The organism is Arthrobacter sp. KUASC02 (assembly GCF_059739395.1).
In genome coordinates this window covers 3,323,348-3,337,753 of record NZ_AP046053.1, presented here as the reverse complement: position 1 = coordinate 3,337,753, position 14,406 = coordinate 3,323,348, and the positions used below count along the sequence as shown (strand labels likewise).

8 protein-coding genes are annotated in these 14,406 nt (G+C 66.1%); 5 read left to right on the top strand and 3 right to left on the bottom strand.

What is annotated here, in order from left to right:
• Nucleotides 1-225: 225 nt before the first annotated feature.
• The 3 genes from AC6JAC_RS15430 to AC6JAC_RS15420 form a co-directional block, all read right to left on the bottom strand.
• Complete coding sequence (locus AC6JAC_RS15430; RefSeq protein ID WP_497965307.1) at nt 226-1,911, bottom strand: DUF885 domain-containing protein; 1,686 nt, start codon at nt 1,909-1,911, stop codon at nt 226-228.
• Between the two features lie 109 nt (nt 1,912-2,020).
• A complete protein-coding gene (locus tag AC6JAC_RS15425; protein WP_497966838.1) occupies nt 2,021-2,209 on the bottom strand; it encodes an acyl-CoA carboxylase subunit epsilon in 189 nt (62 codons plus the stop codon).
• A gap of 83 nt (nt 2,210-2,292) precedes the next feature.
• On the bottom strand, nt 2,293-3,876 hold the full coding sequence (locus AC6JAC_RS15420; protein WP_028272527.1) for an acyl-CoA carboxylase subunit beta: 1,584 nt from the start codon (nt 3,874-3,876) through the stop codon (nt 2,293-2,295).
• Between the two features lie 223 nt (nt 3,877-4,099).
• On the opposite strand from AC6JAC_RS15420, the gene AC6JAC_RS15415 reads away from it, so the two are divergent.
• From AC6JAC_RS15415 to AC6JAC_RS15395, 5 genes are all read left to right on the top strand, one after another.
• Complete coding sequence (locus AC6JAC_RS15415; protein WP_497965305.1) at nt 4,100-4,990, top strand: SDR family oxidoreductase; 891 nt, start codon at nt 4,100-4,102, stop codon at nt 4,988-4,990.
• Nucleotides 4,991-5,040: 50 nt separating this feature from the next.
• Nucleotides 5,041-6,009: a biotin--[acetyl-CoA-carboxylase] ligase gene (locus tag AC6JAC_RS15410; RefSeq protein WP_028272529.1), complete on the top strand. Its 969-nt coding sequence runs from the start codon at nt 5,041-5,043 to the stop codon at nt 6,007-6,009.
• Nucleotides 6,002-6,628 (top strand): PH domain-containing protein, encoded by a 627-nt coding sequence (locus AC6JAC_RS15405; protein ID WP_497965303.1) that lies wholly within the window; start codon nt 6,002-6,004, stop codon nt 6,626-6,628. The genes AC6JAC_RS15410 and AC6JAC_RS15405 overlap by 8 nt, the downstream gene beginning before the upstream one ends.
• Before the next feature lie 55 nt (nt 6,629-6,683).
• A complete protein-coding gene (locus tag AC6JAC_RS15400; RefSeq protein ID WP_028272531.1) occupies nt 6,684-8,024 on the top strand; it encodes an adenylate/guanylate cyclase domain-containing protein in 1,341 nt (446 codons plus the stop codon).
• 166 nt (nt 8,025-8,190) lie between these two features.
• Entirely contained in the window at nt 8,191-14,343 is a 6,153-nt protein-coding gene (locus AC6JAC_RS15395) for an Ig-like domain-containing protein (RefSeq protein ID WP_497965301.1), read from the top strand.
• Nucleotides 14,344-14,406: the final 63 nt, after the last annotated feature.

Sequence of the window (14,406 nt, the reverse complement as noted above, 5' to 3'; positions counted from 1 at the left end):
GCGGCCCCATTCGGCCATCACGCTCACATGCAAGCAATTTCGGCGCCAGGCCAGCGTTTTATGAAGTTATTCCCAGGTCCGGTGTGGCAAACGTCTCGTGAACGGACCGGAGGGACGGGCATCCGGCAGCGTGCGTCCAAACGAGGAACGAGCGAGCACGCCGAGGATGTCCGTCCCTCCGGGACGTTGCAGCTGTCCCTCCGGGACGCAGCGTCGAGACCGGCCTTACCCCAGCAGCGCGCGCTTCAGCGTGTCGAGCCCCACGGAGCCGACGTTGAGTGCCTTGGTGTGGAAGGCCTTCAGGTTGAAGCCGGGGCGGGCTTCGAGCTCGGCGCGGATCTGCTCCCAGAGGCGCTGGCCCACCTTGTAGGACGGAGCCTGGCCCGGCCATCCGAGGTAGCGGGCGAATTCGAAGTTGAGCTGGCCTTCGCTGATCGCGAGGTTCTGCTTCAGGAAGTCGTAGCCCTTGTCCGGCGTCCAGGTGCCGCTGCCCCAGCGTTCCGGCACGTCGAGCTCCAGGTGCACGCCGATGTCGAACACCACCCTCGCGGCCCGCATGCGCTGCATGTCGAGCATGCCCATGTGGTCGCCCGGGTCCTTGAGGTACCCCAGTTCCAGCATCAGCTGCTCTGCGTACAGCGCCCAGCCTTCGCCGTGGCCCGAAGTCCAGCAGACGTTGCGCCGCCACTTGTTGAGCAGCTCCCGCCGGTAGATGGCCGTGGCGATCTGGAGGTGGTGCCCGGGCACGCCTTCGTGGAACACCGTGGTGGTTTCGGCCCAGGTGGTGAAGGTGTCCTCGCCCGCGGGCACCGACCACCACATCCGGCCCGGCCTGCTGAAGTCGTCCGAAGGTCCGGTGTAGTAGATGCCGCCTTCGTCGGTGGGGGCGATCAGGCATTCGAGCGTCTTCATGATGTCCGGGATCTCGAAGTGCACGTCGGCCAGATCCGCCACAGCCTTGTCCGAGAGGCCCTGCATCCAGGCTTTGAGGGCGTCGGTGCCTTTGAGCTGGCGCGCGGGATCGCTGTTCAGGATTTCCTTGGCTTCCGCCACCGAAGCGCCGGGCCGGATCTCGTTGGCCACGCGCTCCTGTTCGGCGATGAGCCGTTCCAGTTCCTGGACGCCCCAGGCGTAGGTTTCGTCGAGGTCCACCGTCGCGCCGAGGAAGGCCCGGGATGCCAGCGCGTACCGGTCCCGGCCCACAGCGTCCTTGGCCGGTGCCGCGGGCAGCAGTTCGGCGGACAGGAAATCCGCCAGCTTGAGGTACGCGGCGCGGGCCGCGGCGGCGCCGTCGTCGAGCCTTGCCTGCAGTTCCGCGGAAAGCGGACCGTCCGCGGTCTTGGCGCCGGCGGCCATCTTCGCGAAGAAGCCGTCCTCGGCCGCGTATCTGATGGCCTGCTCGACGACGATGGACACCTGCCGGGAGGCGGAGACCTTGCCCTGTTCCCTGGCGTAGCGCAGCGACTCGATGTAGCCGTCGATCGCGCCGGGGACGCTGTGGGCGCGCCCGGCGATGTGCTCCCAGTGCTCCGTGGAATCGGTGGGCATCAGGTCAAAGATGGCACGGATGTCCTGCGCCGGCGAGGCGATGTTGTTCAGGTCCGCGGCATCCCAGCCGGATTCGTGGATTTCCAGCTGCAGCCCCAGCCGTTCCCGCATGGCGTCGAGCGTGACGGCGTCAACGTCGTCTACAGGCTCCAGCCCGTCCAGTTCGCCGAGGGCCTTCCGCGCCGCAACCATGAATTCTTCGATTCCCGCAGGCGAGAAGTCCTGGAATTCCGTTTCGTGGCCGGGCACGCCGAGCGTGGTGGCGAAGCTCGGGTTGAGCCTGATCAGGGTGTCCGTGTAGGCGTCTGCGACGGCGTCGATGGCTGTGTGGGGGCGCGCTGAGGCTGCGGTTTCGGTAGTCACCCCACGAGACTAACGGGGCGATCCCAGTTATGAAAGACTCACTGAACTTTTCGGTGTGTCAGTTCCCGGGCGCTGCGGTGATGCTGCGGCCAGACGGCAGCTGCCGGCCTTAGCCGCGGCTTCGCTTCCACGCGCCCGGCCCCGGGGTGGGGGCCAGCCGCAGCTGCTGCCGCCGCACCCAGTGGCGGACGCTGGGCTTCGCATCGCCTTCGGGCGCGGCATTGCCGAGGGAAAGGACGACGGCGGTGAGCGCCGCGAGTTCCACGTCGGTCGGTTCGCCCTTGACCACCGAGAACAACGGTTCCCCGGCTGCTGTTTCAGGTGATGGTTCGTTCCCGGCCGGTGAAACGGCCGGGTGCGCGGCGGGCTCCACTTCCGGGGTCACAGCGGAATGTTCCCGTGCTTCTTGGCGGGAAGGCTGGCGCGCTTGTCCCGCAGGGCACGCAGGCCCTTGATGATCTGCACCCGCGTCTCGGACGGCGCGATGACGGCGTCCACGTACCCGAGCTGGGCGGCCTGGTACGGGTTGAGGAGCTCCTCCTCGTACTGCCGGATCACCTCGGCGCGCTTGGCCTCGACGTCACCGCCGGCCTCCGCCACCGCAGCAAGCTCGCGGCGGTACAGGATGTTGACGGCGCCCTGCGCGCCCATGACGCCGATCTGGGCCGTGGGCCAGGCCAGGTTCAGGTCGGCGCCGAGCTTCTTGGAACCCATCACGATGTACGCCCCGCCGTATGCCTTGCGGGTGATGACCGTGAGCTTGGGGACGGTGGCCTCGGCGTAGGCGTACAGGAGCTTGGCGCCGCGGCGGATGATGCCCTGGAACTCCTGGTCCTTGCCCGGCAGGAATCCCGGCACGTCCACCAGCGTGATGATGGGGATGTTGAAGGCGTCGCAGTGCCGGACGAAGCGCGCGGCTTTTTCCGACGCGGAGATGTCCAGGGTGCCGGCGAACTGCATGGGCTGGTTGGCCACGATGCCGACGGTGTGCCCCTCGATGCGGCCGTAGCCGATCATCACGTTGGGTGCGTAGAGGGCCTGCATCTCCAGGAAGTGCCCGTCATCCACGATCTGCTCAACGACCTTGCGCATGTCGTAGGGCTGGTTGGCCGAATCCGGAATGAGCGTGTCCAGGGCGAGGTCGTCGTCGTCGACTTCCAGGTCCTGCTGGTGCTCCAGGACCGGAGCTTCGGCCAGGTTGTTGGAGGGGAGGAAGTCCAGGAGTTCACGGACGAACTCGATGGCGTCCGCCTCGTCCGAGGCCAGGTACGTGGACGTGCCGGTGGTGGCGTTGTGCTGCCGCGCTCCGCCCAGGGTCTCCATGTCAACGTCCTCGCCGGTGACGGTCTTGATCACGTCCGGTCCGGTGATGAACATGTGCGAGGTCTTGTCCACCATGACCACGTAGTCGGTCAAGGCAGGGGAGTAGGCCGCGCCGCCGGCGGAGGGGCCCATGATGAGCGAGATCTGGGGGACCACTCCGGACGCGTGGACGTTGTTGCGGAAGATGTCCGCGAACATGGCCAGGGAGGCCACGCCTTCCTGGATGCGGGCGCCGCCGCCGTCGAGGATGCCCACCACAGGGCAGCCGTTGCGCAGCGCGAATTCCTGCACCTTGACGATCTTCTCGCCGTTGACCTGGCTGAGCGAGCCGCCATAGACGGAGAAATCCTGGCTGTAGACGGCCACGGGGCGGCCGTCCACCGTGCCGTAACCGGACACCAGTCCGTCACCCAGGGGCTTCTTCTTCTCCATGCCGAAGGCTGTGGAGCGGTGGACGGCCAAGGCGTCGAACTCGACGAACGATCCTTCATCCAGGAGGAGGTCGATGCGCTCGCGTGCCGTGTTCTTCCCGCGGGCGTGCTGCTTTTCGATGGCTTCGGGGCCGGATGGCTGCTCGGCACGCGCCTGGCGGTCGCGGAAGTCTGCAATCTTTCCCGCAGTCGTTGTCAGATCGTGGCTCATCAAGTGTCTCCGGCTCTGTAGCTGATTGTTCGCTGTAGCTGATGGTCGCTGGCCCTGTGTCGCGACGGCGCTTAAGTAGCTTCCGCACAAAAACAGGACCCTGTTGGCTAGTCTAGTGACGCTATTGGCCGGGACCGCTGTAGAAAACCTACAATTTTCTGCCGTCGGGTGACGCCGACCGTTATGTTACTCACCGGTAACATACTTCGGCTAGAGTGTCCTTATGACTTCAAGCAACGATGCTTCGGGCACCGCCGCAGGGCCGTACCAGGCCGCCGGTTCCCTTCAGGGACGCACCATTTTGATGTCGGGCGGCAGCCGCGGCATCGGCCTCGCCATTGCGCTCCGCGCCGCGCGCGATGGCGCCAATATCGTGATGATGGCCAAGACCGGCCAGCCGCACGCAAAACTCGAAGGCACGGTCTTCAGCGCCGCGGAACAACTGGAAGCAGCAGGCGGCCGGGCGCTCCCGATCGTCGGCGACGTCCGCAATGACGACGACGTCGCCGGGGCGGTTGCCGCCGCCGTCGAACGGTTTGGCGGGATCGACATCGTGATCAACAACGCCTCCGCGATCGATCTGTCCAAAACCGACGCCGTGGACATGAAGCGCTACGACCTGATGCAGGACATCAATGTCCGGGGAACCTTCCTGCTCTCCAAGCTCGCACTGCCGGCACTTCGCCGCTCAGTAGATGCCAATATCCTGACGCTGTCACCGCCGCTGAACCTGGATCCCAAGTGGGCAGGCATGCACCTTGCCTACACCATGGCCAAATACGGTATGAGCCTCACCACCCTCGGCCTGGCCGAGGAACTCAAGGAAGACGGCATCAACGTCAACTCGCTCTGGCCCTGCACGCTGATCGACACGGCTGCCATCCGGAACATGCCCGGAGGCGAGAACATGGTCAAGGCAGCCCGCGGACCGGAGATCATGGCGGATGCGGCACATGCAGTGTTGACGGGAAGCAACCTGGCGGGCGGGGCGGGCCGGCGGAGCGGCAACTTCTACACGGACGAACAGGTTCTCACCGCGGCCGGCGTCACCGACTTTTCGCCGTACAGCCTCGGGGCGCCGGAGGGCCGGCTGGTCCCTGACATTTTCCTCTGAGAACCCGTCCGCCCGCCGCCGGAGCCGCGCCAACTCGGTAGGATTCAACTATGGACGCCCCACAGCCCGCCGACGGCCAGGACCCGATCACCCCGCAGTCTCCCGCTGCCCGCGTTGGACTCAACAGGAACGAACTGGGCAGTGAGGATTTCCTGGCTGCCAACGGCATAGCGCAGCTCACCGTGGTGGATTCAACAGGTTCCACGAATGCGGACCTCCTGCAGGGAGTGACCGTGGATCCCCGTGCCTGGCCGGACCTGTCCGTCCTTACCGCCGAGCACCAGACCGCCGCCCGCGGCCGCCTGGACCGGCACTGGGAGGCGCCGCCGCTGAGCTCCGTGTCCGTGTCAATCGTCCTCCGGCCGGTGAACGCCGAAGGACGGCCGCTGCCCACGCACAGCTACTCCTGGTTCTCGCTGCTCGCCGCCCTTGCCCTCCGGGAGGCCCTCCTGGAAACGGCAGGGATCCCGGCCGAGATCAAGTGGCCCAACGACGTCATGGTGCGCGGCCGGAAAATTGCGGGCATCCTGGCCCAGCTCGGACCGATGGGGGACGGCACTGTGCCGCCTGTGATCCTGGGCACCGGGCTTAATGTGACCCTGACTGCCGAGGAGCTTCCCGTCCCGACGGCCACATCCGTGCTGCTGGAAAACGCCCGGACAGTCGACCGGACCGCGCTGCTCAAGAGCTACCTGTCGCGCTTTGCCGCGCTGTACCGCAATTTCTGCAATGCCGACGGCGACCCCGCCGCCGGGATGGCCGGCGGACCGTCGCTGCACAAGCGCGTGGAATCGGTCATGTCCACCCTCGGCAAGCAGGTGCGCGCACAGCTGCCCGGCGACCACGAGATCATCGGCCATGCCTCCCGTCTGGACGAGTACGGCTCCCTCCTGGTGGTGGACGCCGGCAAGCACGAGCATGTGGTGACGGCCGGCGACGTCGTTCATCTCCGCCCCTGGACCCCGCCCGGTACCGGAACCGATACGGGAACCGGCACCGCGGAAAGCGGATATGCGTAAAGAGCTCCTGCCGGGTGAACAGGTCATCACTGTTACCCGGCCGCAGCCCCGGAAGCTCTTTTTTCCGGGGCTGCTGTTCATCGCCGGACCCGCTGTGGGCGCCTTCGCCAGCGCTTGGATCGTGAGGGGCGAGCCGGCCAGGCTGGTTCCGCTGATCTCCGAGGAATGGACTATTTGGCTTGTCGCAGTGTGCGTCGGCGGTGTTGCGTGGATACTGTTGGGATACTGCCTGCCGCGGCTGCTCAGATGGCACGCCACCCAGTACGTGCTGACGAGCCGACGGATAATTGCCCGTTACGGTATGTTGCGCAGGCGGGACATGCAGATCCCGCTCGCGGCGGTTCATCATGTCGGTGTCAGTCAGTCACTGTGGCAACGCATATTGCGTTCCGGGAATATATCGTTGGATACCGGACACGGTGCCGAGTCGGTCATCCCGGATGTTCCGGAAGCTGTGAAGTTCCGGAACTTCGTTCTCGATGCCATCGATGAACTGCCGGCCGGAGTGATCTACGAGGCGGACCGGTCGCAGGACATTGCCGGGGACATGCCGCGGTACCGGCCGTGGGATAGGGGAGAGACGTGGGATACGAGAGAAGGTGGAAGAGATGAGCGCTGAGAATGCCGGACCCGTGGACAACACCGGAACCGTCGACCAGGCGGAGCCGTCTGAGCTGCCCTCTCCGCCGGACGCCGTAGTGGAGACCGCCACCCTCGAAGCCGCTGTCCTGGAAACGGCCACCCTGGATCCGGTTTCATTGGAGGCACCGGTATCCGTGGAGCCGCCCGTTTCCTTGGAGGCGCCGGTGCTTGAGGTATCCCCGCTTGGAACATCCGTGCTCGAGTCGTCGGTGCCAGGCGACCCTGCAGCCACCCCGGCATCCGCCCACCAGCCGATACCCCACGACCCTGCCCAGTATGACCCGTCTTCGCCGGGATCGTCCTCGAGTGAAGCTGCTCCCACGGGAACCCTTTCTGCCGAACGGCTCGCCGCGAAGGCGCTGGAGGCCCGGCTCCTGGGCGGTGAGCGCAAGCTGCGCCGCCGTGAGGTGGCGGCCGGTGCCGGGCTGTCGCTGCTGTCCGCCCGCAAGCTGTGGCGCGCCCTGGGCTTTCCCAACCTTGGCGACGAGGATGTTGCCTTCACCGAACGCGACCAGGCGGCACTGTCCACCGTGGTGGACCTGGTCCGGGCGGGAAAGCTCACCGAGGAGGCGGCTATTTCCGTCACCCGGGCCATCGGGCAAATGACCGACCGCATGGTGGTCTGGCAAATTGAGGCGCTTGTGGAGGACATGGTGCACCGGCAGGGTGTGCCGGACGCCGTCGCCCGCAAGAGGCTGGTCAACCAGTTGCCGTCCCTGGTGGATGCACTCGAGGAAATGCTGGTTTACTCCTGGCGCAGGCAGCTCAACGCCGGGGTCCAGCGCCTTGCCGTACGGGCCGAGGCCGGACTGCAGGCCAGTGAAGAGGGCCGCGAGGGCGACGAGGATGACGCACCGCTGCCGCTGGCGCGGGCCGTAGGATTTGCCGACCTGGTTTCGTACACCAGCCTTTCGCGTCGCATGAACGAGAAGACCCTGGCGCAGCTGGTGCAGCGCTTTGAGAACAAATGCGCCGAGATCATTTCGGTCGGCGGCGGACGGCTGGTGAAAACCGTGGGGGATGAAGTCCTCTATATTGCCGAGACACCGGCGGCGGGTGCGGAAATTTCCCTCGCCCTGTGCCAGGCCTTCACCGAGGATGAAATCCTGCCCCAGGCCAGGGTGGCCATGGTGTGGGGGAGGATCCTGTCGCGGTTGGGCGACATTTACGGTCCCACCGTTAACCTCGCCGCGCGGCTGACTGCGCTGGCGGATCCGGGCACCGTGCTGGTCGATTCGATGACGGCCGCTGCGCTCGAACACGACGAACGTTTTGTGCTGGTCCCGCAGGCGGCCGAAGAGGTTCGTGGCTTCGGTGAAATACACCCCGTCCTGTTGCAGCGCGGCAGTGGCCGGGGACTCGTCCTGGACTGATATCCACCCGTATTGCTCCACCTGCGTTCCCCGGACTCCCGCATCAGCGGACGGAGGAGCGGGTTTCTAAAATTGATGGTCTTATGACATAGTCGGATTGACCCGGTATGTCGCTTTATGGGGCCTTAGCGTGCCCGGAATGCATTTTTGTGGGGGAAAACTGGCAATGAAACGGCTACTTCGATCCGTGACGCCCAAATCGGAACGGACGCCGAGTTATCGGCGTGCCGGGATCCTCCGCGGCACGGTTTTTGCGGTGGCCGGTGCTGCGTTGGTGGCGGGTGCGGTGATTTATCCGGGGTTTAAGACCACTGAGGTGGAGTTGAACGACGGCGGTGTGTGGGTGGTGAGTAAGGCCAGGAATGCTGTTGGGCGGTTGAATTATCCGTCGCGTGTGCTGGATGGTGCGGTGACTCCGGCGAGTACTACGTTCGATATCCTGCAGAATTCCGGTGATGTGTTTGTCGATGATGAGACCGGTTCGACGTTGAATCAGGTGTCGCCGGCGAATATGCAGTTGGGCGGGGATAAGCAGTTGCCGGGTGCGGCTGAGGTGAGTTTTGGTTCCGGGGTTATTTCGGTGACGGATCCGGCCAAGGGCAAGGTGTGGGCGTTGTCGCCCTCGACGGTTAATGGTTTTTATGAGGAGTCCACGGAGCCGGTGCTGGCCGGTTCGGAGGGCCTGGTGTCTGCTGTGGGTGCGGATGACCGGATTTACAGTGCTGATCCGAAGACCGGTGCGGTGACGGTGACGGTGGTTGATGCCAATGGTGTGGTGACTTCCACCGAGTCCTCCACGTGGGACGGGTTGAAGGGTGCGGGGGATCTGCAGTTGGCTGTGGTGGGGGATCGGCCGGTGGTGCTGGATGCCGGGCGGGGGAAGTTGTTCCTGCCGGGCGGGCGTGCGCTGGATGTGGCGGATGCGCAGGAGGCGAAGCTGCAGCTGTCGGGTCCGGAGTCGGATGTGGTGGCGGTGGCGACGCGGAAGGCGTTGTTGAAGCAGCCGTTGGATGGGTCGACGGCGAAGACGGTGTCGTTTGGTGGTGAGGGTGTTCCGGCGGCTCCGGTGCAGCTGGGCGGGTGTGTGCATGCGGCGTGGTCGGGGGCGAATAAGTATGTCCGGGACTGTGTGAATGATGCTGATGATAAGAATGTTGAGGTGCCGAAGGCGAGTGCGTCGCCGTCGTATGTGTTCCGGGTGAACCGGGACCTGGTGGTGCTGAACGATGTGAATTCGGGCAATGTGTGGCTGGTGAACCAGAACATGCAGCTGGTCAACAACTGGGACGACGTCATCCCGCCGCAGCAGACCTCTGGTGATGCCGACAAGGACTCCGCGGATGAAGTCCAGCAGACCGTGCTGCCTGACCGGACCAAGCCCAACAGCGCGCCGGTCGCCAAACCGGACACCTTCGGCGTCCGCGCGGGCAAGACCGCCATCCTCCCCGTCCTGGACAACGATACGGACCCCGACGGCGACATCCTCACCGTCCGCGCCCCGGACGCCATCAGTTCCGGCGTCCTCGCGCCGATCTACGGCTCCACCGGTTTCCAGGTCAGCGTGCCGGCCGACAAGACGGGCTCCGAGACGTTCAAATACTCGGTGGACGACGGCCGCGGTCTGAGCGCCTCCTCCGACGTCACCCTCAACATCATCCCGCCGGGGGAGAACTCCGCCCCGCGCCAGAAGCCCAACCGGAACACCACCCTCGTGGTGCAGTCCGGCAAGACCGTCAGCCAGAACCTCCTCACGGACTGGACCGACCCGGACGGCGACGACCTCTATGTGGTGAGCGCCAGCGGCAGCGACCCCCGCGACCAGGTCAGGGCACGGCCGGACGGCCTGCTCAGCTTCCAGGACGCCGGCTCGGAACCCGGCCGCAAAGTGGTCACCGTGACGGTGTCCGACGGCCAATCCACCGCCGAGGGCAAAATCACCGTGGACGTCCGTGCACCCGGTGCGCTTCCGCCCATAGCCAACGCGGACCACATCGTCGCCGTCGCCGGCGTGGACACCGTCATCGCACCCCTGAAGAACGACTCGGATCCGCAGGGCGGAGCCCTCCGGCTTGCCCAGGTCGCTCCGGACGGAAACTCCACCGCCACCATGGGCGCGGACCAGCAGACCTTCACCTTCAACTCCGCGGCCCAGGGGGCCCACTATGTGTCCTACCTCGTGACCAACGGTCCGGCCAGTGCCCAGCAACTGGTCCGCGTGGATGTGGTTCCCGGCAACGGAGACGGCGCCCCCGTTGCCGTCCGCGACACCGCCCTGCTGCCCAGCGGCGGCAGCGTACTGGTGGACGTCCTCGGCAACGACTCGGACCCCTCCGGCGGCGTGCTGGTGGTCCAGTCCGTCACGGCCGCCGACGGCCAACCTGTCAGCGCGTCAGTCCTGGACCACTCCGTCGTCAGGATCACCGACATCCGGGCGGAGGGCCAGCTCAACGTCAAGTACACGATTTCCAACGGCAAGGCCTCGGCCGGGGGAGACATCGCGGTGCTGGTGGTACCGGCCCCGGCCAAGCTCCAGGCTCCGCAGGCCAAGCCGGACGAGGCCTCGGTCCGGACCGGCGACGTGGTCACCATCCCGGTACTGGAGAACGACACCGACCCCAACGGCGGCAAGCTCACCCTGGAACCCGAACTGGCGCAGAAGCCGGACGACGCCGACGGCCGCATGTTCCGCTCCGGCGGCACCCTGCGCTTCATCGCCGGGGACGTGCCCAAAACGGTCTATGCCATCTACAAGGTCACCAATGAATCCGGGCAATCGGACTCCCAGCAGGTCACCATCCGCATCCGTGCCCGCGACGACGAACGGAATACCCGTCCCGAGCCGAAAAACCTGACCGCCCGCGTCGTCGCCGGAATGGTGGTGCGGATCCCCGTGCCCCTGGACGGCATCGATTCCGACGGCGACTCCGTGCAGCTGATCGGCGTGGATAAAGCACCCGCGATGGGAACGGCCGTGGTCAAGGACGGCTACCTCACGTTCACCGCCACGGGAACGGCTGCCGGCACAGACACCTTTACCTATCGTGTCCGGGACCGGATCGGCGCGGAAAACACCGGCACGGTGATTGTGGGCATTGCCCCGCCGGAAGCCACCAACCAGAAGCCCATTGCAGTGGACGACGCCGTCGACGTCCGGCCCGGCCGCCAGATCGCCGTGGACGCCCTCAGCAACGACTCCGACCCCGACGGGGATCCGATCAGCCTGGTCACCAACGCTTTTGAGGCCCGCCCGGAGCTCCGCGTCGAGTCCGCCGACGGCGGCAAGGTGCTGCTCACGGCGCCCGGCGCTGCCGCGAACGAGAGCGTCAGCTACAAGGTCCAGGACGACAAGAAGGCCCAGGGGAGCGCAGTGATCCGGGTCCGCGTCAGCCCTGACGCCGCCCTCAAAGCCCCGGTCGCCCAGGACGACGTGATCACCCAGGCCGAGACGCTGGGGAAGTCCGCCGTCGACGTCCCTGTCCTGAAAAACGACTCCGACCCCGATGGCGTCGCCGCCGACCTCAAGATCAGCCTGCCGGACGGCAACCCCAACGCGCGCGTCGGAGGTGACGGCAACGTAGTGGTCAGCCTTGCTCCCGCAGACCAGCTGGTCCCGTACACCGTCACCGACGTCGACGGCCAAAGCTCGACGGCGGTCATCTGGGTTCCCGGACAGGGCGAACAGCACCCCTCACTGGCACGGACCGACGTCGTGGAAGTCATGGCAGGCAAGGAAGCCACCATCGACCTGAACGAGTACGTCCGGGTCCGGGACGGACGCAGCCCGCGGATCACCCAGGCGGACAAAGTAAGCGTGCAGGGGGCGGATGCCGGGAACGTGATTGGCGGCAACGGAAACGTCCTGCGCTACGCGGCGCTCAAGGACTATGTGGGGCCCGGCTCCCTCACCTTCGAAGTCACGGACGGTTCCGGTCCGGACGACCCGCAGGGCCTGAAGTCCACCCTGACCATCATCACCCGGGTGGTCCCGGACCCCAACGCCAACCACGAGCCAACCTTCAGCGGCACCGACCTCGACGTGCCCCTGGCCGAAACCGCAAGCCTGGAACTGGGCAACCTGGCCAAGGACGTGGATGACGGGGACCAGGAGAAGCTCAAATTTGAGCTCGACGGGACCCTGCCGGAAGGCTTCAACGCAACCATCGAAGGGCAGACGCTCAAGGTCGGTGCCGAGTCCAGCCTGACGGCAGGCCGCAAGGGGACCATCCCGCTCAAGGTGACAGACGGCCGCTCCGGTTCCGTAAGGGCCGCGGTAACTGCCACCGTCGTCGCCTCCAACAGGCCCCTTCCTGCCGCCAACGACGACCTGATCGACAAGGCCAATGCCGGCCGGACCGAGACCATCAACGTCCTCGCCAACGATTTCAACCCGTTTGGCGAAACCCCGCTCAAGATCATCTCGGCCACAGTCGAAACCGGCTCCGCTGCCGGTACTCCCGCCGTAGCCGGGGACTCCATCACGGTCACGCCCGCCGAAGGATCCAAGGGTGTCATGGTGATCCGCTACACCGTGCTGGACAAGACCGGGGACCCCTCGCGGCAGGCCAGCGGCCGCGTGCGCATCACCGTCCGGGACAAACCGGACGCCCCCTCGGCGCCGTCCGCCACCGACGTCCGCAGCCGAACCGCCGTACTCAAGTGGGCTCCGCCGTCGGACAACGGCGCGGCCATCAGCAAATACACCGTCACGTCCAGTGGCTTCAGCCAGGACTGCCCCACCACCACCTGCACGCTCAGCGGCCTGACCAATGACGTCAAATACGTTTTCACCGTCACGGCCACCAACGAAGTCGGCGTTTCAGCAGCATCGGCGGCATCCAACGAAATCCGGCCGGACGAGAAACCGTCCCCGCCGGAGGCACCCACGGTCAAAGCAGGGGACAAGGACATGGTGATCGCATGGCCCGCGGCGAAGACTGAAGGCTCAGCCGTCAAAAGCTACAACCTGGAGATCTCCCCGCCGCCGGCCAGCGGTATCGCGGTGAAGAACGGGGTAACCGGCTTGACCTACACGTGGCCCGGCCTGACCAACGGCGTGCGCTACAAGGTCCGCGCCCAGGCTGTCAACGACCTTGGCCCGTCCGAGTGGGGGATCTACTCTTCGGAGGACAACCCGGCCGGCGTGCCCGCGGCTCCGGCGGCACCGACGTCGGCCGTGGCGTCGGCGGTGGGAAGCACCAACCAGCTGCGCGTGAACTGGTCCGAACCCGACACCAACGGGGACGCCATCAAGAACTACTACGTCACCATGAGCGGAGGCGGCGGCGCACCGCAAACGCAGGCCATCGCGGGAACAGTGCGCACCGCCAACTTCACGGCGAACAACTCCGAAGCTGACTACACCTTTACGGTCCAGGCCGAAAACAAAGCGGGGAAAGGCGCCGTCAGTCCGCCGTCGGCGCCCCGGCGCGCCACCGGCAAGCTCGGCCAAGTCTCCGGGGTGAGCGCCACCGCGGCGGACACCGGGGGAGCAGGGCGGCAGGTGACCATCAATTTCAAGGAGCTGACCGCCGCCGAACGCAACGGCTCGGCCTACGGCGAGGTGAGCTACAGCTACAACGCCAGCACCGGCCAGAACGGTCCGATCAAGCCCGGGCAGACCGTGGGCGGCTTCACCAACGGCGCCCAGACCGCCATTACGGTGATCGCGCATTCCACTGTGGCGCCCAGCTCGGACGCCAGCGCCGCAGCCGGCGCCACACCGCACGGTGCGCCCGGTACGCCCTCTGCTTCAGGGCAGAACGGCGGGCAGAACCAGAAGTCGCTGAGCTTCAGCTGGACTTCACCGTCGACGGCGACGAACGACGTCGCCTCCACCCGGATCAACATTGACGGCCGGGGCTGGGAAACCGTCGCGGCATCGGGAAGCCGGACGGTGAACACCGGCGGCTTTGACGAACCGCACTCAATTCAGGTGCAGACCGTGAATTCCGTGGGGACCGGCGGAGCCGTCGCCCAGGCGACGGCTCGTTCCGGTCCGGCGAAGACGAACTGGGACACTGCGGTCAACGGTTACCGGACGTGCACAGACGCGCCTGCCTCGGGGCAAACCTCCTGGCGGTCGCCGACGAATGCGGAGCATACCTGCGATGGTGTCATCCGCAACTATCCCTGGATCTACGGCTCCGGTCCGTCCTTTACCGTCAACTGCTTCATGTGGCGCACCGTGCCGGACGCCCGCGGCACCTACAAGTGGTACCGCATCAATTCCCATTCCGACGGCCGCTTTGTGGGCCGCACCATCCAGGTGGGCAACACCACCCTGGGTGAGCCCGAGAGTCACGGCATCCCGCAATGTTGATGACGGGCGTATCCGCAGGTCAGGCCGCCGGGGAGAGCTCCCCATCGCGGTCCGCCGGAGGGT